General features: G+C 63.5%; 21 protein-coding genes. 9 read left to right on the top strand and 12 right to left on the bottom strand.

Annotation, left to right across the window (positions count from 1 at the left end; translation table 11 throughout):
* The first annotated feature begins 22 nt into the window (after nt 1-22).
* Entirely contained in the window at nt 23-1,570 is a 1,548-nt protein-coding gene (locus tag Q1J79_RS04335) for a YifB family Mg chelatase-like AAA ATPase (protein WP_300297011.1), read from the top strand.
* A 53-nt stretch (nt 1,571-1,623) separates the two neighbouring features.
* Here the strand turns inward: Q1J79_RS04335 and Q1J79_RS04330 are convergent, their stop codons facing one another.
* Together Q1J79_RS04330 and Q1J79_RS04325 are read right to left on the bottom strand one after the other, a co-directional pair.
* Nucleotides 1,624-2,124, bottom strand: a complete 501-nt coding sequence (locus Q1J79_RS04330) for a chemotaxis protein CheW (RefSeq protein WP_300297008.1) — start codon at nt 2,122-2,124, stop codon at nt 1,624-1,626.
* On the bottom strand, nt 2,124-3,977 hold the full coding sequence (locus tag Q1J79_RS04325) for a methyl-accepting chemotaxis protein (RefSeq protein WP_300297005.1): 1,854 nt from the start codon (nt 3,975-3,977) through the stop codon (nt 2,124-2,126). The genes Q1J79_RS04330 and Q1J79_RS04325 overlap by 1 nt, the downstream gene beginning before the upstream one ends.
* 221 nt (nt 3,978-4,198) lie before the next feature.
* On the opposite strand from Q1J79_RS04325, the gene Q1J79_RS04320 reads away from it, so the two are divergent.
* Complete coding sequence (locus Q1J79_RS04320) at nt 4,199-5,197, top strand: zinc-dependent alcohol dehydrogenase family protein (protein ID WP_300297003.1); 999 nt, start codon at nt 4,199-4,201, stop codon at nt 5,195-5,197.
* A 21-nt stretch (nt 5,198-5,218) separates the two neighbouring features.
* On the opposite strand, the gene Q1J79_RS04315 is transcribed toward Q1J79_RS04320, so the two are convergent.
* Complete coding sequence (locus Q1J79_RS04315; RefSeq protein WP_300297000.1) at nt 5,219-5,689, bottom strand: PAS domain-containing protein; 471 nt, start codon at nt 5,687-5,689, stop codon at nt 5,219-5,221.
* 250 nt (nt 5,690-5,939) lie between these two features.
* On the opposite strand from Q1J79_RS04315, the gene Q1J79_RS04310 reads away from it, so the two are divergent.
* Nucleotides 5,940-6,551: a pyridoxamine 5'-phosphate oxidase family protein gene (locus Q1J79_RS04310; RefSeq protein WP_300296996.1), complete on the top strand. Its 612-nt coding sequence runs from the start codon at nt 5,940-5,942 to the stop codon at nt 6,549-6,551.
* A 279-nt stretch (nt 6,552-6,830) separates the two neighbouring features.
* Entirely contained in the window at nt 6,831-7,853 is a 1,023-nt protein-coding gene (locus Q1J79_RS04305; RefSeq protein ID WP_300296994.1) for an NAD(P)/FAD-dependent oxidoreductase, read from the top strand.
* Nucleotides 7,854-7,863: 10 nt separating this feature from the next.
* Here the strand turns inward: Q1J79_RS04305 and Q1J79_RS04300 are convergent, their stop codons facing one another.
* The 6 genes from Q1J79_RS04300 to Q1J79_RS04275 form a co-directional block, all read right to left on the bottom strand.
* Nucleotides 7,864-9,420, bottom strand: coding sequence for an acyl-CoA synthetase (locus Q1J79_RS04300; protein ID WP_300296992.1), 1,557 nt, complete (start codon nt 9,418-9,420; stop codon nt 7,864-7,866).
* 1 nt (nt 9,421) lies between these two features.
* Nucleotides 9,422-10,957 carry a long-chain fatty acid--CoA ligase gene (locus tag Q1J79_RS04295; protein WP_300296989.1) on the bottom strand — a complete coding sequence of 512 codons (1,536 nt, stop codon included), beginning with the start codon at nt 10,955-10,957 and terminating at the stop codon, nt 9,422-9,424.
* A gap of 119 nt (nt 10,958-11,076) precedes the next feature.
* Nucleotides 11,077-11,877: a GNAT family N-acyltransferase gene (locus Q1J79_RS04290; RefSeq protein WP_300296986.1), complete on the bottom strand. Its 801-nt coding sequence runs from the start codon at nt 11,875-11,877 to the stop codon at nt 11,077-11,079.
* A 247-nt stretch (nt 11,878-12,124) separates the two neighbouring features.
* Nucleotides 12,125-13,501 carry an AmpG family muropeptide MFS transporter gene (locus tag Q1J79_RS04285; RefSeq protein WP_300296983.1) on the bottom strand — a complete coding sequence of 459 codons (1,377 nt, stop codon included), beginning with the start codon at nt 13,499-13,501 and terminating at the stop codon, nt 12,125-12,127.
* A 3-nt stretch (nt 13,502-13,504) separates the two neighbouring features.
* Nucleotides 13,505-15,406 (bottom strand): propionyl-CoA synthetase, encoded by a 1,902-nt coding sequence (locus tag Q1J79_RS04280; protein WP_300296980.1) that lies wholly within the window; start codon nt 15,404-15,406, stop codon nt 13,505-13,507.
* A 96-nt stretch (nt 15,407-15,502) separates the two neighbouring features.
* On the bottom strand, nt 15,503-16,489 hold the full coding sequence (locus Q1J79_RS04275; RefSeq protein ID WP_300296977.1) for a nitronate monooxygenase family protein: 987 nt from the start codon (nt 16,487-16,489) through the stop codon (nt 15,503-15,505).
* Between Q1J79_RS04275 and Q1J79_RS04270 the strand changes: the two genes are divergently transcribed.
* Entirely contained in the window at nt 16,488-16,766 is a 279-nt protein-coding gene (locus tag Q1J79_RS04270; RefSeq protein WP_300296974.1) for a hypothetical protein, read from the top strand. The two genes, Q1J79_RS04275 and Q1J79_RS04270, sit on opposite strands and share 2 nt — an antisense overlap.
* Here Q1J79_RS04270 and Q1J79_RS04265 read toward each other — a convergent pair.
* From Q1J79_RS04265 to ribA, 3 genes are all read right to left on the bottom strand, one after another.
* On the bottom strand, nt 16,753-17,265 hold the full coding sequence (locus Q1J79_RS04265; RefSeq protein ID WP_300296972.1) for a L,D-transpeptidase family protein: 513 nt from the start codon (nt 17,263-17,265) through the stop codon (nt 16,753-16,755). The genes Q1J79_RS04270 and Q1J79_RS04265 overlap by 14 nt on opposite strands.
* A gap of 38 nt (nt 17,266-17,303) precedes the next feature.
* Nucleotides 17,304-18,326 (bottom strand): hypothetical protein, encoded by a 1,023-nt coding sequence (locus tag Q1J79_RS04260; protein WP_300296969.1) that lies wholly within the window; start codon nt 18,324-18,326, stop codon nt 17,304-17,306.
* A gap of 118 nt (nt 18,327-18,444) precedes the next feature.
* Nucleotides 18,445-19,557: a GTP cyclohydrolase II gene (ribA, locus tag Q1J79_RS04255; protein WP_300296966.1), complete on the bottom strand. Its 1,113-nt coding sequence runs from the start codon at nt 19,555-19,557 to the stop codon at nt 18,445-18,447.
* Nucleotides 19,558-19,654: 97 nt separating this feature from the next.
* Here ribA and Q1J79_RS04250 point away from each other — a divergent pair, with 97 nt between their 5' ends.
* The 4 genes from Q1J79_RS04250 to Q1J79_RS04235 all read left to right on the top strand — a co-directional run.
* Nucleotides 19,655-20,617, top strand: a complete 963-nt coding sequence (locus tag Q1J79_RS04250; RefSeq protein ID WP_300296963.1) for an alpha/beta hydrolase — start codon at nt 19,655-19,657, stop codon at nt 20,615-20,617.
* An 83-nt stretch (nt 20,618-20,700) separates the two neighbouring features.
* Complete coding sequence (locus tag Q1J79_RS04245; RefSeq protein WP_300296960.1) at nt 20,701-23,175, top strand: patatin-like protein; 2,475 nt, start codon at nt 20,701-20,703, stop codon at nt 23,173-23,175.
* Between the two features lie 88 nt (nt 23,176-23,263).
* Nucleotides 23,264-24,160 (top strand): peptidylprolyl isomerase, encoded by an 897-nt coding sequence (locus tag Q1J79_RS04240; protein WP_300296957.1) that lies wholly within the window; start codon nt 23,264-23,266, stop codon nt 24,158-24,160.
* Between the two features lie 17 nt (nt 24,161-24,177).
* Nucleotides 24,178-24,462: bifunctional ornithine acetyltransferase/N-acetylglutamate synthase (locus tag Q1J79_RS04235; protein ID WP_300296955.1), on the top strand; the 285-nt coding region annotated here is incomplete at its 3' end.

Below are 24,462 nucleotides of genomic sequence, written 5' to 3'. Positions count from 1 at the left end.
AACCGCATCGGAAAAACTGGGCATGGTCGCGCGCTGCAGAACCGTGGCGTTTCAGGGCATCGAGGTGATGCCCATTGACGTTCAGGTGCAACTCTCCAATGGCCTGCCGGCCTTTGCCGTGGTCGGCCTAGCCGACAAGGCGGTCGGCGAAAGCCGGGAACGCGTGCGCGGCGCGCTCGGCGCGCTCGGCCTGGCGTTGCCGCCCAAACGCATCACCGTCAACCTCGCCCCGGCCGACCTGCCAAAGGAAGGCAGCCATTACGACCTGCCCATCGCGCTGGCGCTGCTCAGCGCCATGAATGTGCTGCCGCCCGATGCGCTGGAGGGTTTCGTGGCGCTGGGCGAACTCGGGCTCGATGGCGCGCTCGGCGCGGTCAGCGGCGTGCTGCCGGCGGCGATAGCCGCCCATGGCGAGGATCACGGCCTGATCTGCCCCGCTGCCCAGGGCAGCGAAGCAGCCTGGGCCGGCGATGCCGGGCGCGTGCTGGCGGCACCGTCGCTGCTCGCGTTGATCAACCATTTCCGCGGCAGCCAGGTGCTGCCGCCACCGACCGCCCGCACCGTCGAGATCGCCAATGAGACGATCCCCGACCTGCGCGACATCAAGGGCCAGGAAAGCGCCAAGCGCGCGCTTGAGATCGCCGCCGCCGGTGCGCATAACCTCCTGTTCATCGGTCCGCCCGGCGCCGGCAAGTCGATGCTGGCCCAGCGCCTGCCCGGCATCCTGCCACCGCTGGATGCCGGCGAGATTCTTGAGGTGAGCATGATCGCCTCGCTGGCCGGCCAGATCAACGAAGGACAACTCACCCGGCGGAGGCCTTTTCGCAGCCCGCATCATTCCGCCTCGATGGCAGCCCTGATCGGTGGCGGCCTGCGCGCCAGGCCCGGCGAGGTCAGCCTCGCGCATCTCGGCGTGCTGTTCCTCGACGAACTGCCCGAATTCAATCGCCAAGCGCTGGACGCCCTGCGCCAGCCGCTGGAAACCGGCCAGGCGGTGGTGGCGCGTGCCAATGCCCATGTCAGCTACCCGGCTCGCATCCAGTTGGTCGCGGCGATGAACCCCTGCCGCTGCGGCCATCTCGACGATCCGGCGCTGGCCTGCAGTCGCGCGCCGAAATGCGCCGGCGAATATCAGGCGCGTCTATCCGGCCCTTTGCTGGATCGCATCGACATCACGCTGGAGGTGCCTGCCGTCAGCCCGGCGGATCTGGGCGCGCCTCCGGCGGCGGAAGACTCCGTCACCGTGGCCGCCCGCGTGGCACTGGCGCGTGAGGTCCAGCGCAACCGCTATGCCCACACTGGCAGTGGCGGCCTGTCGCGCGACGGGCGCCGCATCGTGCGCACCAACGCCGAAGTCGATGGTGAATTGCTGGAACGTATCGCCATGCTGGATTCATCGGGCCGCGATCTGCTGACCCAAGCGGCCAGCGCCATGCACCTCACCGCGCGCGGCTATCACCGCGTGCTGCGCGTGGCGCGTACCCTGGCCGACCTGGAAGGTGCCGAGGGCGTACGCCGGCCACATGTGGCCGAGGCCCTGAGTTATCGGAGGCTGGCTTTCGTGCGATAAAAAAAAGAGCGCCGCCAGACGCTCTTTTCTTTCATGCGTTGCCGTCGATGGCGTCAGGCGGCGATCAACTTTTGCTCGCCACCAATACTGGCGGCGGCCCCGACCAGAAGGTCGAGATCAAGCAGCGACACCATGCGGTCGTCGCGCGCCAACAGCGCGGTGAGGAAGGCATGGTCGGCATCCATGCCGGTCTGCGGCACCGGCTGCAGCTCACGGTCGGCAACCGAGAGGATGTCGGATACCGCATCCACCAGCAGGCCGTAGAACCCGCTGGCGGCTTCCACCACAATCACCACATGGATGGCGCTCGGCGTGCTGCGTTCGGCGCCGAGCCGGATACGCAGATCGTAGATCGGCACGACCTGACCACGCAGATTGATGATACCGCGCACCGCGGCCGGACTGTTGGGCAGCGGCGTCTCCACCGTCCAGCCACGGATTTCCCGCACGCTAAGGATGTCAATGCCGTATTCCTGTCCGGCGGCGGCGAAGGTTAGATACTCCCGCACGGCATTGCTCGTGTCAGCGGTATCGGTTGCGACCAGCGCATCCATCAGAACTGCTCCCAGGTATCGGCCTCGGCTTTCGCCATGGTATTGCCCTGTGCGGCCGCGGACTTCACCACAACGGGCTTCGCCGATGGGCGCTTTTCGGCCACCACCTTGAGCGACGCCATCTTGGACAACGGCCGGGCGGCCGGCGCGGCAGCGGCGCGCGCCAGATGGCCCTGGCCTTTGACCTTGTAGCGCTGCACCAGGGTCGCCAGCTCCTCGGCTTGGTTGGACAGCGACTGGGCCGAGGCCGAGGTTTCTTCCACCAGGGCGCCATTGCGCTGGGTCATCTCGTCCATCTGGCCAACCGCCGTGTTGATCTGCTCCAGACCCGAGGCCTGTTCGCGGCTAGCAGCGGCGATCTCGGCCACGATATCGCTCACCTTCTTGATCGCGCCGACAATTTCGGTCAGCGACGTGCCGGCCTGGTTGACCAAAGCCGCGCCGCTCTTGACCTGGCTGTTCGAGGTCTGGATCAGCGCCTTGATGTCCTTGCTGGCATTGGCCGAGCGCTGCGCCAGGGCGCGCACTTCCTGCGCCACCACGGCAAAGCCCTTGCCAGCCTCGCCGGCGCGGGCGGCTTCCACCGAGGCGTTCAGCGCCAGCAGGTTGGTCTGGAAGGCGATCTCGTCGATCAGACCGATGATGTCGGAAATCTTCTGCGCGCTGCTTTCGATTTCGTTGACTGCGACCACGGCATCGCGCACCACATTGCCACCCTTTTCTGCCGTATCGCGTGCCGCCGTGGCCAACTGGTTGGCGGCCTGGGCATTGTCGGCATTCTGCTTCACCGTCGTGGTGACCTCGTGCATCGACGCGGCGGTTTCCTCAATGCTGGCCGCCTGCGATTCCGTGCGGCTGGCCAAGTCCTGGCTGCCAGTGGAAATCTCGGCCGAGGCCGCCGCGATTGTTTCAGACGCTTCGCGGATGCCGCCGATGATGTCGCTCATCGCCTCGACCAAGTCATTGACGCCTTCGCAGAGCGAACGGATTTCGCCACCCTTGCCCTCCAGGTCGATACGCTGCGTCAGATCATTGGCCTTGGTGGCCTCCACCACGGCCTGCACCTGCTGCACGGCCAGTTGCATCATCTGGGCCGCCTTGGTCTGCGCCGTGATGTCGGTAGCGTATTTCACCACCTTGTAGGGCCGGCCATTGGCATCCACGATTGGATTGTAGCTGGCCTGGATCCAGACTTCCTTGCCGCCCTTGCCGATGCGCTTGTACTGGTTGGCGTCATATTCGCCGCGGCCCAACTTGGCCCAGAATTCGCGATACTCGGCGCTGGCGCGATAGGCTGGCTCGACGAACAGGCTGTGATGCTGCCCCTTGATCTCATCCAGTGTGTAACCCAGCGCCTTGAGGAAATTCTCGTTGGCATGCAGGATTTTACCGTCCAGGGTGAATTCGATCACCGCCTGCGCCTTGTTGATGGCGGCAAGCTGGCCCTCGTAATTGGCCAGTTGCATCTTCTGCTCGGTGACGTCGGTGGCGAACTTCACCACCTTGTAAGGCTTGCCGCGCTTGTCGAAGATCGGGTTGTAGCTGGCCTGGATCCAGACTTCCTTGCCGCCCTTGCCGATGCGCTTGTACTGGTTGGCGTCATATTCGCCGCGGCCCAACTTGGCCCAGAATTCGCGATACTCGGCGCTGGCGCGATAGGCTGGCTCGACGAACAGGCTGTGATGCTGCCCCTTGATCTCATCCAGTGTGTAACCCAGCGCCTTGAGGAAATTCTCGTTGGCATGCAGGATTTTACCGTCCAGGGTGAATTCGATCACCGCCTGCGCCTTGTTGATGGCGTCGAACTGGGCCCGCAGATCGCTGCTCGCCGACGCACCCGAAAACTGGAACATTGATATTCTCCATTTAGCTGTCGTCCGGCGGGGCGCCGGCAGTGCAGCTTGTACGTACACATTATGAGTGCGGATCGACAGGTTTTTATTTAGTTATATCAATTAGTTACAAATCTGTAATCCCGATGCGCCAATCCCGGCACTGGTTTCCTGCTCGCGTGGCTGCCTAAAATTAACGAATACGTTGACCGGCCCGTGCCAGCAACGGGAGGAGAAACACCATGATCAAGGCCGTCCGCTATTCGCATTTCGGCAAAGCACATGAAGTGGCCGAACTGATCGACCTGCCTGACCCCGGCGCGCCCAATGCGGGCGAGGTCCTGATCGACGTGGAAGCCTCGCCGATCAATCCGGCCGACCTGCTACAGTTCGAAGGCAAATACGGCACCGCGCCGCCACCCCTGCCAGTGATGGCCGGCGGCGAAGGCGTCGGCATCGTGCGCAGCGTGGGCGTCGGCGTGACGCATCTCAAACAGGGCGATCGCGTGCTGCTGTTGTTTGCCGGCCGCGGCAACTGGCGCAGCAACCTGATCGCCAAGGCGGCACGGCTGTTTGCCCTGCCGCCGGGCGCCGATCCGCTGCAACTGGCCATGCTGACGGTCAACCCACCCACCGCGCTGCTGATGCTGCAGAATTTCGCCACGCTGACGCCGGGCGACTGGGTGGTGCAGAACGCGGCCAATTCCGGCGTTGGTCACAGCGTGATCGCGCTGGCCAAACGCCGTGGCCTGCGCAGCATCAATGTCGTGCGCCGGCCCGAACTCGCCGACGAACTGCACGCGCTGGGCGCTGACAGCGTTCTGGTCGACGGGCCAGACCTGTCTTTGCGCGTGCGCGACCTCACAGGCATGGATGCCTTGCCGAAGCTGGCCATCGATGCGGTCGCCGGCAGCGCCACCGGCCGCCTGTCCCAGGCCGTGGCCGAAGGCGGCGTGGTGGTGAATTATGGCATGCTGTCCGGCCAGCCCTGCGAGATGCCGCCGGGCGACGTGGTATTCCGCGATGTTAGCCTACGCGGCTTCTGGCTGGCGCGCTGGTTCAGCACAGCGGGCGGAGAAGAAATGCGCAATGTTTACACCGAGTTGACCAGGCTGGTTGCCGATGGCTCCATCCATGTCGCGGTGGAAGCCACCTATCCGCTGGAGCGGATCAGGGATGCGCTGGCCCATGCCGCCCGCGAAGGCCGCAAGGGCAAGATCCTGGTCACGCCGCAGGCCTGACGAACGGGCAGGCGCGAGTGTCTAGTCTGTCTCGGAGAGATAGATCGCGGCGAGAATCTTGTTAACCTTGCCATCTTCCATCAATGGCAGGGCCAGCTTGTCCATCAGCAGGAATTCCCGCGCTGAAGGACTGCCGCGCGAAATATAAACCGGCTTCGCGCTCCGAATGATCTCGCGATATTCCAGCATCGGTTTGTCACCGATCAGGGTGGTGCAGTCCGCCACCCTGCGGCCGGTCAGGTCGAAACCGAAAATGCGCACCAATTCGGTGCCATAGAGGCGGTAGCGGCTGTCTTCGCCATCGCAATCGATAATCATCAGATGCCCCAGCCAGGGCCGCAATTCCTCAACCGCGAAATCACCACGCGACGGCGCCGGACCGCCGCCGCGTTTCTGCAACCACAGGTCATACAGGGCACGCAGGTCGGGATGGCTGATCGCGATCACGCCATCCTTGTCGCCATTGCCGAACATCTGCCTGAACTGGATCATCCCGATGAACTCGCGCCTGTGCCGCAGTGATCACGGACTCATTCCGCCATCCGGCAGCTCAATCATCCTCTACAGCCTGCAGGCCCGAAAGCGTGAATTACGATTCGGTAATCTTGCCGCAAAAAGCGAAAGTTTCGATAATGCCTTGTGGCCGAATTCCCCCAACCTTTTCCGCCGTGATCCATGGCCGGCGCATGTCCCACGGGGGCATAGTGCTTCTGCCCTCCCAGTCCGCCACAGGATCCCTCCGATGACCTTCATCGCCTCCGTCGCTGAACTGGAAGCGCTCTACGGCGTTCCGCAGGAAACCGCCACCGTCAAGGAAATCGATTATATTTCCCCGGAATACCGGGCCTGTATCGAAGCCTCGCCCTTCCTGGTCCTAGCCACGGCCGGACCGGAGGGTCTGGATTGCTCGCCACGCGGCGACAAGCCCGGCTTCGTGCGGGTGGCCGACGAAAAGACCCTGCTGCTGCCTGACCGGCGCGGCAACAACCGCATCGATTCCCTTCGCAATATCCTGCAGGACCCCCGCGTCGGCCTGCTGTTCCTGCTGCCCGGCCTGGGTAACACGTTGCGGGTCAACGGCAGGGCCCGGCTCAGCATCGCCCCCGAGCTGCTGGCCTCGTTCGCTATGGAAGAGAAGGCCCCCCGTTCGGTGGCGGTAATCACCGTGGATGCGGTCTATTTCCAGTGCGCCCGCGCCGTGATCCGCGCCGAATTATGGAATCCGGCCCGGCACCTGGCGACGGACAGCCTGCCCAGCGCCGGCCAGATCCTGGCCGCCCTGAGCCAGCAGCGCGTCGGCGGTGAGGACTACGATCGGAGCTGGGCCGAGCGCGCCCGCCAGACCATGTGGTGAGGCCAGCAGCCACGGGGCACCAGTCGCTTGCAAAGCCGTCTCTGAACATATTTGTTCCAAATCGACTGGAAAGCCGGTTCCTTCCACATCCCAGGCATCGGTTGGGAAAAACAGGACCGGTTTGGCTGAGTTTGGTCGAGTTTGGCCGGCCAAACCCGGAGCGGCGTTTTTCGGAAACCTGATTATGCAGTCAGATCAGCAGCTTGCGCGGCGTGACTGGTATCTGTCTGCCCAAAAAGTTACAAAAAACCGCCTCTTCCGCCCGCGAGTCGTCCTGTCATGCTCCACAAAACCGATATCGCCGTGATCGGCGCAGGCCCGGTCGGCCTGTTCGCCGTGTTCGAATGCGGCATGGTCGGCCTGAAATGCCATGTGATCGATGCGCTGGACGCCATCGGCGGGCAATGCAGCGCGTTGTATCCGGAAAAGCCGATCTACGACATTCCGGGTTTCCCGAAGATTTCCGGCGCCGGTCTGGTGGAGAATCTGGAAGCCCAGGCAGCCCCCTTCGCCCCCGACTATCATCTGGGCCAGCGAGTGGACAAACTCGAACACCTGCCGGCAGAGGCCGGCTTCCGACTTACCACGTCGAAAGGCGTCGTGATCGAAGCGCGTGCGGTGATCATCGCCGCCGGCGCCGGCGCCTTCGGGCCGAACCGCCCGCCGCTGCCCGGCATCGAGGCCTATGAGGGCCAGCACGGCGGCAGCGGGGTACAATACCTGGTGCGCCGCGCCGAGGAGTATCGCGGCAAACGCATCGTGATCGCCGGCGGCGGCGATTCCGCCATCGACTGGGCCCTGATGCTGCATGGCATCGCCGCGCATATCGATTTCGTGCACCGCCGCGACCAGTTCCGCGCCGCACCTGACAGCGTGGCGAGACTGCGTGCTCTGAACGGCCAGGGTCTCGACATCGTGGTGCCCTACCAGCTCGACACGCTGGAAGGCGAGAACGGCCGGCTGCAGGCGGTGGTCGTTAAATCGTTGGAGGGCGAGACGAAGCGCCTGCCCGCCGATGCCCTGCTCGCCTTCTTCGGCCTGCGTAGCGAGCTTGGCCCCATCGCGCAATGGGGTCTGGAGATCGAGCGGCATCACGTGCCGGTCGATCCCGCCACCTGCCAGACCTCGCTGCCCGGAATCTTCGCCATCGGCGACATCGCCACCTATCCCGGCAAGCTGAAGCTGATCCTCACCGGTTTTGCCGAGGCGGCTTCAGCGGCACATGCGATCTATCCGCTGCTGCATGGCGGCCAGCCACTGCATTTCGAGTATTCGACCTCGAAGGGCAAGCCCGGCGCCTAGACGATGGGGCCTAGACGATTCTGCTCGTGCGGTTGCCCCAGTAACGATCCTTGATTAGCCGCTTGTACAGCTTGCCGGTGGCGTGCCGCGGCAGGGCTGGATCAAAATCAATCGAGCGCGGACATTTGATGGCGGCCAGATGCTGCCGACAATAAGTCAGCAGTTCCTCGGCCAGAGCCGGGCCGGCCTCGGCCATGTCGATCGGCTGCACCACCGCCTTCACCTCTTCGCCGAAATCCTCATTGGGCACGCCGATCACCGCCACATCGGCCACCTTGGGATGCTCGATCAGCACATGCTCGGCTTCCTGTGGATAGATGTTCACGCCGCCGGAAATGATCATGAATGCCTTGCGATCCGTGAGGTACAGATAGCCATCCACGTCGATATAACCGACATCGCCCAGCGTGCTCCAGCCCCGGTCGTTGAAGGCCTGCTGCGTCTTGGCTTCGTCATTGTGATAGGTGAAGGGCTGGCCATCGGCAAAATAGACCAGGCCGGACTGACCCACGGGCAGGTCCACGCCGCTCTCGTCATCAACGATATGCAGCCTGCCGATAATGGCGCGGCCAACCGAGCCCTTGTGCGTCAGCCATTCCGGGCTGGTGATATAAGTCATGCCGTTGCCTTCAGAAGCCGCGTAATATTCATGCAAGATCGGCCCCCACCAGTCGATCATCTGCTGCTTGGTGGCATGCGAGATCGGCCCAGCGCCATGAATGGCGACGCGGTGCGACGAAAGGTCGTAACGGCTGCGCAGTTCCGCCGGCAGCTTCAGCATGCGAACAAACATGGTCGGCACCCAGTTGGAATGGGTGACGCGATATTTCTCGATCAGCCGCAGTGACTCCTCGGCGTCGAAATGCTCCATGATCACCAGGGTACCGCCCACTTTCGATACCAGCATGGAATAACGCAACGGCGCCGCATGATAGAGCGGCGCCGGCGAGAGGTAGACCATGTCGGGGCCATAGCCATAGAGGCTGTAGCCATTGTCGACGAAATAGCTACGGGTGCCGACCGGATCGTCATTGATCAGCCGCTTCACACCCTTCGGCTTCCCCGTGGTGCCCGATGAATACAACATGTCACGGCCCTGCACCTCATCGGTGATCGGCGTTGCCGGCTGGGCGGCCAGCGCGGCTTCCCAGTCATCGAAACCTTCCGCAACGCCGCCAATCATGTAGAAATGCTCGATCTTCGGGCAGAGCCGACGCAGGTCGGCAGCCATATCAGCAAAGGCATCGGTCGTGATCAGCACACGGGAGCCAGAATCGGTGACGATATAGGCCAGTTCCTCGGCGGTGAGTTTGGTGCTGATCGGCGTGTAATACAGCCCGGCCCGGTCGGCGCCAAAACAGGCGTCGAAAAACTCCGGCCGGTTCTCGATCACCATCGCCACATGGCTGCGCGGCCCCAGGCCCAGGCTGCGAAATAGGTGTGCGGCACGGTTTGAATTCTCCTCCAGCTGGCCGAAGGTGGTAACCATGCCGGAGGCAGCCATGATCACCGCCGGTTTGTCCGGGGTCTTGCGCGCGTGTTCGGTGATGTAGACCAGATCAGACACCTCAGCCTTCCTTCTCCAGCAGCAGGCGCAGCTCTGTTTTCAGCACCTTGCCATAATTGTTCTTCGGCAGCGCGGCCACGAAGCGATATTGCTTGGGCCGCTTGAACCGGGCGATATGATCGAGGCACAGGCGATCCAGCACCTCCTCGCTAAGAGCCACACCTTCGCGTGGCACCACGAAGGCGACTACTTCTTCGCCCCAGTCGACATGCGGCTTGCCCACCACCGATACTTCGCTGACGTCCTCATGACACAGCAAAATCTCCTCCACCTCGCGCGGATAGATGTTGCTGCCGCCGGAAATGATCATATCCTTCGAGCGATCTTTCAGCGTCAGGAAGCCATCTTCGTCGAAACTGCCCATGTCGCCGGTATGCAGCCAGCCGTTGCGCAGAGCCTGCGACGTAGCATCGGGATTGCGCCAGTAGCCGGCCATCACGATCTCGCCGCGGCAGATCACCTCGCCAATCTCACCGACAGGCAGCGGATTGTCGTCAGCATCCACCACGCACACCTCCACGTCGCTACGCGCCACGCCAGCCGAGCCCAGCCGGTTCAGGTGTCGCGGATGGCCGGTATCGACATGCATCTGCTTGTCCATGCCGGTGATGGTCATCGGCGCCTCGCCCTGGCCGTAAATCTGCGCCAGCTTGGGGCCCAGCACCGTCATGGCCTGCCGCAGGTCAGCGACATACATTGGCCCACCGCCATAAACGATGGTCTTCAGGTTGGTGGTATCGGCCGTGGCGATCTGCGGCGCATGGATCAGGCGATGCACCATGGTCGGCGCGAAGAAGAAACTGCAGCCCGGCCAATGCGCGATCAGGTCCAATGTCTCGGCCGGATCGAAACCACCGGATTCGGGAATCACCTGGTTAGCGCCGCGCGCCAAGTGCGGCAATCCGTACATGCCCGAGCCATGGCTGATCGGCGCACAATGCAGAATGCTGTCGGTGGGATCAACGCGATCAACATCAGCGAAATAGTTCATCGTCGCCACCATCAGGTTGCGATGGGTGAGCATCGCGCCTTTGGGTCGACCGGTGGTGCCGGATGTATAGAAAAGCCAGGCCAGATGGTCGGGCCGGATTTCGGTGGCGAGAGCCAGCGGATCGGCCGTGTAAAGGCGCGCGAATTCCGGCCCCTCCGCCACGATGATCCGCTGCAGTTCGGGCATCTCCGATTTCAGGACTGACAGGTCTTCGGCGAAAGCCGCCGAGACGATGGCAAGCTTCGCCTGTGCATTATCAATGATCCAGGCCGCCTCGCGGGCATGCAGCTTGGCATTGATCGGCACAGCGGCCAGCCCGGCATGCCAGAGCGCGAACAGCACTTCCCAGTAATCGGGGCAGTTCTTCATGAGGATAGCGACTCGGTCGCCTGGTTGTAGCGTCCCGGCAGCCACTAGCCCGGCAGCCAGACACGGCACGCGGCAACCCATCTCGGCATAGCTTAGCCTTGCCTCGCGGCCAACCGACAATGCCGGCCGCTCACCCCATACCCTGGCCGCCCGATGCAGCAGATGTGCGATATTCATCCCCGTCCCGCCCATGATTACCCGGGTTTATCCGGTCGTTTCCTCTGAGCAGGATGTTACGCAAACAAAAGCGGCGCCGACAACCGGCGCCGCCTGATCAAATCCGGATTGTCCGCCGCTCAGGCGTGGTATTCGGTCTGCACCAGACCTTCATCGGCCGAGAAACGATTCTGGTATTTCGGCGCGATCCGTTCAACCGGAAGCAGGATGAACACGTCCGTGGTGCCGAACTGGCGGTCAACCACCGCGCCGGCGCCAATATAGGCGCCAAGCCGCAGATAGGCCTTGATCAGCGGCGGCAGGGCATGCAGCGCGGCGCGCGGATTGATCTGGTCGGCCGGGATCAGGTTCATCGGCTCGTAGCGCTCCGGCAGGGCGCGTACACGCCATTCCTGCGGCGGCAGGTGATGGGCATACAGGTAGCTGAGCGCCAGGGCATGCTGCTGCGGGTCGGTGCCCGGAAAGGAGGCGCAGCCAAACATGAAGCTGATATTGTGATCGGCGACATAGGTGGAAATGCCTCGCCACAGCAACTGGATCGTCGCATTGGTGCGATAATCGCGATGCACGCAGGAACGGCCGAGTTCGAGCAGGCCGCCACTGCCGCCAACATAATCCAGCATCGGCTGCAGATCATACTCCGAGGCCGAATAGAAACCGCCATGCATTTCGGCCACGCTGCGGCGCAGAAGACGATAGGTGCCGACCGCCTGTTCGCCTTCGGGACGGGTGCGATCGAACACCATTAGGTGGTCGCACAACCGATCGAACTGGTCAAAATCCAGGCCCAGCTTCGCCATTTCCGGCGAGGGCTCGGCCGCCATTTCCTCATAAAAAACCTGATAGCGCAGACGCTGCGCCGCCGTGATGTCGTCGGGGCTGCGGGTCAGACGGACCTCGAAACGTCCATCAGCAGACACGCATTGCCAGCCGCTGCGCGGAGAGCGAGATGCTGGTACAGCCGTAGATACGGAGAGAGGCAGTTGCATGTTCATAGGTTCCAACTATGGCTATACACTGTGACGCAAACATGTCAAATATATGACACATCTACTAAATCGCGTCCGCAATAAAATATGTTGTGGCCAAGCCGGGCATGGCTATCCCAGATATGGGGGAGCAGGAGAACGGACCTGTAACAGATCGGCTGCGGCCTGCCGCCGCAGATCAGTCTTCTGCCAATGCGATTCCGGGGCGCCTCTCGACGATTCGCGTCGCCGCGCCACGGCGGGTCAGCCAGGCCAGCAGGGCCAGCCCGGGCAGGGCAGCCACCGTGGTGGCCAGGAAAAATAACGGCCAGCCAAGCGATTCGGCCATGAAGCCCGCGTAAGACGACAGCACCGTACGCGCCACCGCGGTGAGCGATGAAAGCAAGGCGTATTGCGTGGCGGTATAGGCGATGTCGCAGAGCGCCGAAAGATAGGCAACCAGTGCCGCCGTTCCCATGCCGCTGGCCAGATTCTCCACGCCGACAGTAAACGCCAGAAACCACAGATCATGGCCACGCATTGCCAGCACGGCGAACAGCAGGTTAGACACCATCTGCAGGATGCCGCAAACCCACAACGCACGATACAGACCGACCGCCTGCATCAGCCAGCCGCCAAGGAACAGGCCTAGCATGGTAGCCGCGAAACCGTAAAGCTTGCCGACCTCGGCGATCTCGGCCTTGGTAAAGCCGAGATTGAGATAGAAGCTGGTGGCCAACACGCCAGCCAGGCTGTCACCCAGCTTGAACAGCATGACGAAAAGCAGGATACCGACCCAGCCCTTGCGGCTCATGAATTGCAGGAAGGGTCCGGCGACGCTGGCATAGAGCCAAGCCATCACGGCGGCCGTTGCTCCTGAGAGATGCGGTCGCGCCGCCAGCCAGGCCTGGGCTTCGGCAAACCGGCGTTCGGCGTCGCCTCGCGGCCTAGCCATCGGTTCGCCAACCAGAAACACGGTGACGACGCCGATCACCAGGATCGCTGCCATGGCGAGATAGACCAGCGGCCAGGCGAAAACGGTGGCGAGATACAGCGCGCCCGCCGAGGAAACCAGCATGCCGATGCGATAGCCGAACACGATGGCGGCGGCGCCAGCGGCCAGCTGGCGTTCCTCCAGGATTTCCACGCGCCAGGCATCGATGACGATATCCTGCGTGGCGGAAGCAAAAGCCACCGCCACAGCGCAGAGCGCGGTGAAGGCCAGCGCCTGCCCCGGATTGCTGAATGCCAGCGCCGCGATGGCCGCCATCAGCAATCCCTGCGCAAAAACCAGCCAGCCGCGCCGGCGGCCGAACCAGCGGGTCAGCAGCGGCAACGGCAGGCGGTCGACCAGCGGCGCCCAGACGAACTTCAGCGTGTAAGGCACGCCAACCAGGGCAAACAGGCCGATATCCTTGAGCGAAGCGCCTGATTCGGTCAGCCATGCCTGCAGGGTCTGGCCGGTCAGCGCAAGCGGCAAGCCGGAGGCGAAGCCGAGTATGGCAATTGCCAGCACCCGCCGGTCGCGATAAACCGCGAGGGCCGCCAGCCAGTCGCGCAGGCGCTGAGCCGTCACGGCCTATGGCTGTTTGGCATAGCCGAGCGGCTGCAGCGCCTCACCGATCTCGCCCAGAATGGCCGGATCATCGATGGTGGCGGGCATGCGGTAATCCTGCGCGTCGGCAATCTTCTGCATTGTGCCGCGCAGTATCTTGCCCGAACGGGTTTTCGGCAACCGTTTCACCACCGCCGCCTGTTTGAAAGCAGCCACCGGTCCGATCTTTTCGCGCACCAGCTGCACCAGCTCACGCACGATCTGATCCTCGGGCCGGCTGACACCGGCCTTGAGCACGACGAAACCGAGCGGCACCTGGCCTTTCAGTTGATCCGCCACGCCGACGACGGCGCATTCCGCCACATCGGGATGCGAGGCCAGCACTTCCTCCATGCCGCCGGTCGAGAGCCGGTGGCCGGCAACATTGATGATGTCGTCCGTGCGGCTCATGATGAAGATGTAGCCATCCTCGTCGATGAAACCGGCATCGCCGGTGTTGTAGTAGCCGGGGAAACGGGCGAGGTAGCTTTTCTTGAAACCTTCGTCGTTGTTCCACAGGGTCGGCAGGCAGCCCGGCGGCAGCGGCAGCTTGATCACGATGTTACCGATATCGCCGGCCTTCACCGGATGGCCATCGTCATCCACCACCTGTACGTCATAGCCTGGCACGGTTTTGGTCGGCGAGCCGTGCTTGACCGGCAGATGCTCGATACCCATGCAATTGGACGCCACCGGCCAGCCGGTCTCGGTTTGCCACCAGTGATCGATCACTGGGCGCTTCAGATTGTCTTCCGCCCATTTCACCGTATCGGGATCGGCGCGTTCGCCGGCCAGGAACAGGGTGCGGAAGCCGGAGAGATCGTATTTGCCGATCAGCTCGGCCTTCGGGTCTTCCTTCTTGATGGCGCGGAAAGCCGTGGGCGCGGTGAACAAAACCGCCACTTTGTGCTGCTCGATCACCCGCCAGTAAGCGCCGGCATCGGGCGTGCCGACCGGTTTGCCTTCGTAGAGCACGGTGGTGCAGCCGAACAGCAACGGCGCATAGACGATATAGGAATGGCCAACAACCCAGCCCACATCGGAGGCCGCCCAGAATACCTCACCCGGCTTCATGCCGTAGACATTCTGCATCGACCAGTGTAGCGCCACCATATGGCCGCCATTTTGCCGTACCACACCCTTCGGCACGCCGGTCGTTCCTGACGTGTAGAGCACATAAAGCGGATCAGTGGCCTTGACCGGCACGCAATCGGCCGGCGCGGCCTTGTCGGCTTCGACATCAAAATCGAGATCACGGCCGGCCATCATAGCGCCCTGATACATTGGGCGCTGATGGATCAGGCAATGCTGTGGTTTGTGCGATGCAAGTTCGATGGCCTGATCAAGCAACGGCTTGTATTCAACGACACGGCCGGGCTCCAGACCGCAGGAGGAGGCAATGATCAGCCTGGGCTTGGCATCGTCGATGCGGGTGGCCAACTCACGCGGCGCAAAACCGCCAAACACCACGGAATGGATCGCGCCGATACGGGCGCAGGCCAGCATGGCGATCGCAGCCTCGGGTGTCATCGACATATAGATGATGACGCGGTCGCCCTTGCTAACGCCCAAAGCGGTCAGCGTGCCGGCCACGCGGGCAACACGATCGCGTAGCTCACGCGTGGTGAAACGGCGGATCGTGCCGGTGACCGGCGAATCATAGATCAGAGCGACACGGTCACCATGCCCCGCCTCGATATGGCGATCGAGCGCATTGTAGCAGGTATTCGTCTCGGCGCCGGCGAACCACTGGTAGAAGGGTGGATTGGAGGCATCCAACACCCGGTCCCACGTCTTGAACCAATGCAGTGGCGCGGCCGCCGCGGCCCAGAAAGCCTCTGGGTCGGCCTTCGCCGCGGCAAAGACCTGATCGTAACGATTCGCCATTTTACCCTCCCGTCAGTCTTATTGTGACGCCGATCTATACCAGACCGGGCGAGGGCTGAATAAGACTCTTGTCTAAGAAGCGATGGCCTGTTCCGGTTATTCGGCGGCCTGCGCTGCCACGCCACCCAGCAATTCTGCCTTGGCCGCGTCGTATTCCCGCTTCAGCCGGGCCACCAGATCGGCAACCGGCGGCATGTCGTGGATCGAACCGACGCCCTGGCCGGCGCCCCAGATGTCGCGCCAGGCCTTGGATTTCGAGCTGCCGCCTGAACCGAAACTCATGGTGCTCTTGTCGGCCTCAGGCAGATTGTCCGGATCGAGGCCGGCATTGGCGATGCTCTTCTTCAGGTAATTGCCATGCACGCCGGTGAACAACGAGGAATAGACGATATCGCCGGCCGCAGAATCGACCAGCATCTGCTTGTAGTCGGGCGTCGCGTTGGCTTCCTGGGTGGCAATGAAGCGGGTACCGATATAGGCAAAATCGGCACCCAGCGCCTGGGCGGCCAGGATGTGGCGGCCATGGGCAATCGAGCCCGACAAGGCGATGGGCCCGTCGAAGAACTGCCGCACCTCGGAGACCAGCGCAAACGGGCTGAGCGTGCCAGCATGGCCGCCAGCGCCGGCGCAGACTAGGATCAGGCCGTCGACGCCGGCTTCCAGCGCCTTTTTTGCGTGACGGATGTTGATCACGTCATGCAGCACGATGCCGCCATAGGAATGCGCCGCGGTCACCACTTCGTTGGGCGCGCGCAAGCTGGTGATGATGATCGGCACCTTGTATTTGACACAGAGTTCCATGTCATGCATCAGGCGATCATTGGAATGATGCACGATCTGGTTGACGGCGAACGGCGCCACCGGCTTTTCCGGATGCTTGGCGCGATAGTCTTCCAGTTCACCGCTGATGCGCTTGAGCCATTCCTCCAGCACTTCCTTCGGTCGCGCATTCAGCGCCGGGAAGGACCCAACGATGCCGGCCTTGCACTGGGCGATCACCAGTTCGGGGCCCGAGACAATGAACATCGGCGAGCCAATCACCGGCAACGAGAGACGGCCTTGCACGACGGCGGGGAGAGTCATGGTTTCCTCCAAGATTTCTTCCGGCAGATTAGGCAGCCGCCGCGCCGCGCGCAATCACGCCATGTTTACCCTGCGGCAATCACCCAGCCGACCCTTTCCAGTGCAAATCGGGAAACCACAATGCAGGATCGCCATGGTAACCGCCCTGATCCTGGCCGGCTTCGTCCTGTTTAGCCCAGATGCAACCACCATCCTCCTGACCCGCCAGGCCGAGGCGGCGGACCGATCCGGCCCGACTATTCCGGCGGCGGCTCGCGCTGGCTTCAATCCGCACTGATGATCTGCATCGCCGCGTTAGGCGGCAGCACGGCCAGCAGCGCCAGCAGATCCGGTAGGGCCAGCGCGACGCAACCTTCGGTGCCGCTGTAATCCGGTCGCGCCAGATGCAGGAAAATTGCACTACCCATGCCGGGCACGGGTGGATCGTCGTTATGCCCCAGTACCACGATCACGTCGTAGACATGGTCCTCGCGCCAGAGTTTTTCATGGCTGGCAGCATATGGCAGCAGCACATGGCGGTTATAGGCGGTCTCGGCGGGATCGTCGCACCAGCCATCCTGCCGCGTCAGCGGCTGGATCGGCAACCGCGTTTCCGGAACGGCAAGTCGATCGGCACGATAATAAACCTGACGCAGGGCGTAGCGGCCAAGCGGCGTGGCGCCATCGCCCTCGCGTTTGTCGGCTTCGGGCTTCATACCACCCTTGCCCAGCGCGCAGCGGAACCGTAGGCCGCCATACCTCAGGAAACCATCCGATGTGACGATGATGTCGCTCATGCCGGAATCAGGCGGCAAAGCGGCGGTTTATGCAAGCCTCAGTAGGTGGCATCCAGCGCGGGTTGCATGCCGCGCTGGCGGTCGCGCTGCTGCTGCATGTCAAAATATTTTTGATAGGCCTCGGCGGCGCGACTGGCCCAGTCGGCGGACGACTGGATCTCAGCATGCGAAGCCGCGTGCTGCGGCGCGGTCCTGGCACCATATTTCGCCGCGACGTTCTGCTGTGTGACCGGCGAGGTACCGACGCTGCGGCCAGACGCCGGCGCGTTGGTGGGGAAAGCCGGAAACCAAGGCCTGCCATCGATCATTTCCGGCGCCGTGACTGCCGCCGGCTGCGCACGACCACGCGATGCAGTTGCCGGATTGCGCGCCTGGGCCGCCATGATAGCTTCCGCTGCCGGACCGGCCGGTGCGGCCTGCGCCGGAGCCTGCTGCTTCAGGGCCTGGAACAGATCACTGGGAAGCTCAATGGCGGATTTCGCATCGGACGGCTTGTCCTGTGCCGCGGGTCGACGCTCGCTGCGTGTATCATCAATTTTTGCCGCCAGTCTCAGGTCCGGCCGCGCTGCCTGCATCTGCGCCTGCACAAAGGCTGCCTGCTGCTGGGCTGCCTGCTGCTGCGTGGCATTCTGCACCACACGGTCGGCATCGCCTGGCGTGTTCGCGGCAATGGCGGTGGCCGGCTGATCCTGGCCGCCCAGGTCGATCCCGAGCATCGCCATGGCATGCTCGCCTGGATCCTTGCCGGTGCCTTCATTGATCATCGCGCTGACCACCGAAGCGGCCAGACCGATCGGGCCGCCGAACAGCGCACCGCCGGCCATCCGTGAACCAGCCTCGATCTGGTCGCCGGTGAGGGCGCGATAGACGGTCGAGACGATCGGAATGTGCTGCAGCGGGTTGATGATGTCGAGGAAGTCGGAAAACTTGAAGCCACCCGGCCCGAACAGGCCACGATGCTCGCGTCCGTCGCCATTGCCCGCCGCCTCGGCCTGCTTGGCCGGCGGTTTGGGCGGCACCCCGGAAGCCGGGAGCGCGGCAATGGTCATTTCATCAGACATGCGGGTCCTCTCGGACAGGACATCGCAAGCCGCGTGCCAGATATCAGATCTGGTAAATCAATAGGTTAGAGACCAAACTGGCCATCCCCCGGCAATTCCTGCCGGGTGAAACAAGATTTCAGAGGTAATGCCCGGACCGTTTGCGCTTGGCGGCCAGATAGGCCTCATTATGGGCGTTGGACGGGAATTTGTGCGGCACGCGCTCGGCCACGGTGATCCCGCAAGCCTCCAGGCCCGTCACCTTTTCCGGGTTATTGGTCAGCAGCCGCACGGCCCCGAACCCCAGCCGCTGCAGCATGCGGGCGGCTGGCAGGAACCAGCGCTCGTCGGCATCGAACCCGAGCCGCTGGTTGGCATCGACGGTGTCAAATCCCTGGTCCTGCAACTGATAGGCACGCAGCTTGTTGACCAGGCCGATGCCACGGCCCTCCTGCGCCAGGTAGAGCAGCACGCCACCGCCGGCCTCGTCGATAGTGCGGATGGCACCGCGCAGCTGCTCACCGCAATCGCAGCGCAGCGAGCCCAGCAGGTCGCCGGTGAAGCATTCCGAATGCAGCCGCGTCAGTACCGGCTTTGTCGGATCGGGATCGCCGATTACCAGGGCGAAATGCTCCTGCCGGCCATCGGCCGGGCGGAATGCATACAGCCGTGCATTCTCGGCATCGGCGACCGGCAGGCGCGCCTGGCTGACCGGTACCAGGGTTTCCGCTTCGGCCAGGTCATAGGTGGCCACCGCCTCAGCCGAGACAGCCAGCAGATCGGCTGGAAGCACGACATCGTGTTGCAGCGGCAGATGCATGGCAGCCGGTAGCAGATAGGCGGTCTTGGCCAGCTTCACCGCCAGCCGCGCGCTCTCGGGCGGAGCGGCCTTGATCCGGGTAAATGGTCCGCGCAAAGGCGCTGCCAGGTCGCGACTGGCATCGGCCAGATCACGAATCAAAGCGGCCTTTTCATTATCACTGGCCGGCAGGTCGGCCAGCGGTAGCAGAATGGTATCGTGCCCGGTGGGGCCGATATGCAGTACGGCCGCCCGCGAAGCGGTCAGCGCCAGCGCGCCCTCACCGCTCAGGCGCGTCACATCGGCCAGTACCGCCTCGGTCAGGGTCTCGGCGGCCAGCACCAGAATCCGCTCGGCATTGTTCATCGCCAGCAGCACCGGCCGGCCGCGGCGCAATTCGTGCCCGGCACGGTCGACTGCGATGGCGGCAGCGGCATGGGAAAGCTCTGTCATAGCCGGTTCGGTGTACGACGCCCGGCCCGCCCCGGCAAGATGCCGCGCCGCTTTACGCAAGGTTGTGACGGCCGGCACGGCTGGCTAAGGTCGCGGCATGCTGCGTCGCCACCCCAGTGTCGGTCACCGCCATGGCCATTTGCACGATACGCCCAGCCTGCAGGCCCGGCTGATCGCGCGCGGCCTGCGCCGGCTGGTCAAACCGAGAAAAATCACCCGCATGGATATTCCGCTGCTGCGCGGCCTAATGTTCGCCTTCACCCGTTCCCGGCTGCCGGCCGGGGTGAAGGCCGAACGTATCAAGCTGATGCAGGACGGCGACTGGCTGCGCGGCGAGTGGCTGCGTCCCGACAAGCCCCGCCGCGGTCGCGCCCTGCTCTATCTTCATGGCGGCGGTTATATCTGCGGCGCCCCCCGCACCCACCGCGCCATCACGGCCAGGCTGGCCCGGCGGCTTGGGGTCGCGGTCTTCGCCCTCGATTACCGGTTGGCCCCGGAGCATCCCTACCCGGCCGCGCTGGAAGATGCGCTGCGGGCCTGGCGCTGGTTGCTGGTCGAAGGCTATCGGCCCGACCGCATCTGGCTGGCTGGCGATTCCGCTGGCGGCGGCTTGGCGCTGGCGCTGATGCTGGCCTGCAGGCAGCAGAATCTGCCGCTACCTGCCGCCGCCGCGTTGTTCTCGCCTTGGACGGATCTGGCCTGTAGCGGCGCGGCATTCACCGAAAATATCGAGCGCTGCGCCTGGTTCATGCCGACCCAGATTCGCTTCGCCGCCGACCTCTATGCTGGCGAGACCGCAAAAAACGACCCCCTGCTATCGCCACTCTATGGTGATCTTGCCGGCCTGCCGCCGCTGGTGCTGCATGTCAGTGACAGCGAACTGCTGCGCGACGATACATTGCGGCTGGCCGAGCGGGCCCACGCAGCCGGCATATCGACCCGCTTGCGACTGTGGCATGGCCTGCCGCATGCCTGGCCCAACTTCGCCGGCCTGATGCCGGAGGGCGATGCCTGCCTGGACGAAGCGGCCGATAGCCTGCTGCACCCAACTGCCGCTTGAGTGACAGGCCCGCCCAAGGCACACTCAGGCGGGCGGATTCGGTTTCAGGACCGCGCCAAAGACCGCTCGGGGGAAATATCCACTTGCAGGAAAAAGAACTACGCCTCGCTCTGGTCTGCTTCGGTGGCGTGTCGCTTGCCATCTACATGCATGGCGTGGTGAAGGAAATTCTCAAGCTGGTACGCGCCTCGCGCGCCTATCATGCCCAGCCCAAGGGCGCCGCCCGCGATACCGCGCGCTTTGCCGACAATATCCGGCCCGGCGACACCGAATACGACAGCGAGCATGCCTATTTCGAGCTGCTGCAGGAATTGGGCAAGCATGTCGACCTGCGCGTGGTGGTGGACGTGATTGCCGGCGCCTCGGCCGGCGGCATCAACGGCATCATCCTCGGTCGCGCCCTGGCGCATGACCTGCGCATCGACCATTTCCGCAACCTCTGGCTCAATGAGGCCGATGTCTCGCGCCTGCTCGATCCCGAGAAACGCGCCAATCCGTGGAGCAAGGCCTATATGCGACCGGTGTTGTGGCTGGCCTCGCGCTCACGCTTTGGCCGACTGATGCTGGGCGATGCGGAAATCCTCGACAAGCTTTCCCTGTTCACCCGCTCACGTTGGTTCCAGCCGCCCTTTGACGGCCAGCATCTGCTGCGTCAATTGCTCGCCGGCCTCGAAGCGATGGGGGAACCGGATCATCCGGGCGCTTCGCTGATGCCGACCAATCTGGCGCTCGACCTGCTGGTCACGCTGACGGATTTCTACGGCTTCCAACAACATATCCAGATTCACGATCCGCCATTCATCCGCGATCGCGAGCACCGCCATGTGCTGCGCTTTGCCTATCGCCGCTGGTCGGGTGGCGAGGAACAGTCCGACTTTACCCGTGTCGAAGCGCCCGGCTTGGCCTTTGCCGGCCGCGCCACCTCGGCTTTTCCGGGTGCCTTCCCGCCTGCCCAGTTGGGTGATGTTGATCGTCTGCTGACCGAACAGGGTCGGCACTGGGACAGCAAGGCCGGTTTCGTGCAGCGCAATTTCGCCGATTACCTGAAAGCCGGCCTCGATCCGGAACTGACCTCCTTCGTCGATGGCGGCGTACTGGCCAACAAGCCGTTCGCAGCCGCCATGAAAGCGATCCGTGGCCGGCCGGCCTACCGCGAGGTCGACCGCCGCCTGGTTTACATCGATCCACAGCCGATGCGACCGCCGCCGCCGCCGACCGGCCGCGTGCCGGGCTTTTTCCGCGTGCTGAAAGGCGCGCTGAGTGACATTCCGCGTAACGAGCCGATTGCCGACGAACTGATCTGGGTCAGCCGCTTCAATGAACGCGTGCGCCACCTGCGTGGCGTGATCGACGCTACCCAGCCGCAGATCGCCCAGCTGGTGGCCGAAAGTGCGCCGCAAAACCTAGATGCCGCCTTAAGCGAAAGCGAAATCCGGCTCTGGCGCATGCAGGCCAGCGACCGCGCCGTGCGCGAAGCCGGCTTTGCCTATGAGGGCTATGTGCGCCTGAAGCTCGGCGCCGTGCTCGATTTTGTCGGCAAGCTGGTCTGTAATGCCTGTGGCTATGGTGAGCGTTCAGCCGAAGCTCAGTGGACGCGCCGCGCCCTGCTGCACTGGGCGCAGGACCGGCAGGTTTGTCATACCGCCACCCGGTTCGAACGCGCGCCGCCCGGCACGCCGACGCATGCGCTGCCGGCCTGGGTGCGTTTTCTGCTGCGCTTCGACATCTCGTTCCGCCAGCGCCGCGTTCGTTTCCTGGTGCAGAGGCTGAACCAGTTATACGGCAAACTGGGCGATACCGAGCATCGCGGCCTGCAGGCCGAGACGCTGGATGGCATGAAACGGGCCTTGTATGAAGCACAGGAAGCCCTGCGCCGTTTCGATGGCGGCAATGGTATTGCCGCAGAGACCAAAGAGAAAACCAAGACGCTGTTCTTCCGCCGCATCGACCTGCAGCAGGCCGAGCATATCGAGCAGGATGCCATCGCTTTTGCCGGCGCGAACCTCGCCGCCATCGACGGCCTGATCGACAGCCTCGGGCGCGACATCGACCTCGACCGCACTACCGACGGACTCGATGCCCTGTTTGCCCAGCTGGCGCCGGAAGACTGGAGCCCGGCGGCGCGGCGTGACCTGCTGGTCAGTTATATTGGCTTTCCGTTCTGGGACGTTCTGACCTTCACCATCACCAACTGGCGCGACCTCGGGGAATTCAACGAGATCAAGATTGACCGCATCAGCCCGGAGGATGCCGTGACGGTCCGCCGCGGCAACACGCTGAAAGGCGTCAATCTTGGCCGTTTTGGCGGTTTCTTCAGCCGCGCCCATCGCGAGAATGATTATCTCTGGGGCCGGCTGCATGCCATCGATCGCCTGATCGACATCGTCTGCGATTCCGCCCTGGGTCGAGACAAGGACGATCTGGTCGACCGCAAGACGCTTAAACTGAAGGCTTTTACCCTGGTACTCGACCGCGAGGCGGCCAATCTGGCGGTCAGTCGCAACCTGATCGCAGACCTGCGCCAGGAATTGGCCGCCATCGCCGCAGAAGGCACGTAAACCTCACATCCACCAGTCAGCCGGCGGCTTGTCCGGCCCTGCAAAAAGCGTATGCTCGGCGCCCCAATCCATACCTAGCGAGACTTCCGTGATCCGTTCCTTCCGTGCCTCTGTGCTTGCCGTCGCCCTTGTCGCTGCTGGCAGCGCCGCTCTCGTCCAGCCGGGCTGGGCCCAGCCGGCTAGGCCGGCCAAATCGGCCGGCGACGATCCGGTTGTCGCCCGGGTGAACGGCCAGCCGATCACGCGTTCCGCCGTGCTGGAATTCTACGGTCAGCTCCCTGCCCCGATGAACCAGATCCCGCTTGAGCAGCTCTTGCCCGGACTGATCAATGAGCTGGCGGCCCGCAAGCTGCTCGGTATGGCTGCCGAGAAGGCCAAGCTGGCCGACGACCCGACCGTGAAGGCGCAGCTGCAGACCGCACGTGAGCAGGTGCTGCAGCAGGCGTATCTCGACCGCAAGCTTAAGACCGAACTGACCGAAGCCAAGCTGAAGGCCCGTTACGAAGAGCTGATCAAGGCTCAGCCGCCACAGGAAGAGGTCCATGCTCGCCACATATTGGCCGCCACCGAGGCCGATGCGAAGGCTGCCCTGGACGAAGTGAAAAAGGGTGGCGATTTCGGCGAGATTTCTAAGAAGCGCTCGACCGGCCCGACGGCGGCGACCGGCGGCGACCTGGGTTTCTTCACCAAGGACAAGATGGTACCGGAATTCGCCGAGGCGGCCTTCAAACTGCAGCCCGGCCAGGTGACCGAAGCGCCGGTGCAGACCCAGTTCGGCTGGCACATCATCAAAGTGGAGGCCCGCCGCAAGGCCGAGGCACCGAAATTCGAGGATGTGCGCGCCCAAGTCTACGAAATCATGGGCAACGAGGTGGTGGAAAAGACCGTCGCCGAACTGCGCAAGGATGCCAAGGTCGAGCAGTATGACTGGCAGCCGCCAGCTGGCAAGCTGCCCGCCATCGCACCCGCCCTGAAGAAGCAATAAGGCTGCTGGAGAGACGTATGGCCGCGCATCCGGTTTCGCCGCTGGCGCCGAAGAAACTCCCGACTCTGCCGCCCATCGCCGGCGCCCGCCTGGCCACCGGCCATTCCGGCATGCGCTACAAGGGCCGCGACGATCTGCTGCTGATCGAGTTCGCTGCAGGTACCACGGCAGCCGGCGTGTTCACGCGTTCCTCCATGCCCGGCGCGCCGGTGGAATGGTGCCGCAAGATTCTCCCTAAGGGCGCCGCCCGTGCCCTGGTGGTGAATGCCGGCATAGCCAACGTATTCACCGGCAAGGCCGGC

Source organism: Ferrovibrio sp. (assembly GCF_029255545.1).
Taxonomy (GTDB): Bacteria; Pseudomonadota; Alphaproteobacteria; order Ferrovibrionales; family Ferrovibrionaceae; genus Ferrovibrio.
The sequence above is the reverse complement of the archived record's forward strand: the minus strand, read 5'-3'. Positions and strand labels throughout refer to the sequence as shown.

Coding starts and splice junctions, on each gene's coding strand:
- ribA (WP_300296966.1), bottom strand. CDS start 19,557: ATGACAGAGCTTTCCCATGCCGCTGCCGCCATCGCAGTCGACCGTGCC.
- Q1J79_RS04265 (WP_300296972.1), bottom strand. CDS start 17,265: ATGAGCGACATCATCGTCACATCGGATGGTTTCCTGAGGTATGGCGGC.
- Q1J79_RS04315 (WP_300297000.1), bottom strand. CDS start 5,689: ATGATCCAGTTCAGGCAGATGTTCGGCAATGGCGACAAGGATGGCGTG.
- Q1J79_RS04320 (WP_300297003.1), top strand. CDS start 4,199: ATGATCAAGGCCGTCCGCTATTCGCATTTCGGCAAAGCACATGAAGTG.
- Q1J79_RS04305 (WP_300296994.1), top strand. CDS start 6,831: ATGCTCCACAAAACCGATATCGCCGTGATCGGCGCAGGCCCGGTCGGC.
- Q1J79_RS04270 (WP_300296974.1), top strand. CDS start 16,488: ATGGTTTCCTCCAAGATTTCTTCCGGCAGATTAGGCAGCCGCCGCGCC.
- Q1J79_RS04250 (WP_300296963.1), top strand. CDS start 19,655: ATGCTGCGTCGCCACCCCAGTGTCGGTCACCGCCATGGCCATTTGCAC.
- Q1J79_RS04280 (WP_300296980.1), bottom strand. CDS start 15,406: ATGGCGAATCGTTACGATCAGGTCTTTGCCGCGGCGAAGGCCGACCCA.
- Q1J79_RS04325 (WP_300297005.1), bottom strand. CDS start 3,977: ATGTTCCAGTTTTCGGGTGCGTCGGCGAGCAGCGATCTGCGGGCCCAG.
- Q1J79_RS04330 (WP_300297008.1), bottom strand. CDS start 2,124: ATGGATGCGCTGGTCGCAACCGATACCGCTGACACGAGCAATGCCGTG.
- Q1J79_RS04310 (WP_300296996.1), top strand. CDS start 5,940: ATGACCTTCATCGCCTCCGTCGCTGAACTGGAAGCGCTCTACGGCGTT.
- Q1J79_RS04275 (WP_300296977.1), bottom strand. CDS start 16,489: ATGACTCTCCCCGCCGTCGTGCAAGGCCGTCTCTCGTTGCCGGTGATT.
- Q1J79_RS04335 (WP_300297011.1), top strand. CDS start 23: ATGGTCGCGCGCTGCAGAACCGTGGCGTTTCAGGGCATCGAGGTGATG.
- Q1J79_RS04260 (WP_300296969.1), bottom strand. CDS start 18,326: ATGTCTGATGAAATGACCATTGCCGCGCTCCCGGCTTCCGGGGTGCCG.
- Q1J79_RS04295 (WP_300296989.1), bottom strand. CDS start 10,957: ATGAATATCGCACATCTGCTGCATCGGGCGGCCAGGGTATGGGGTGAG.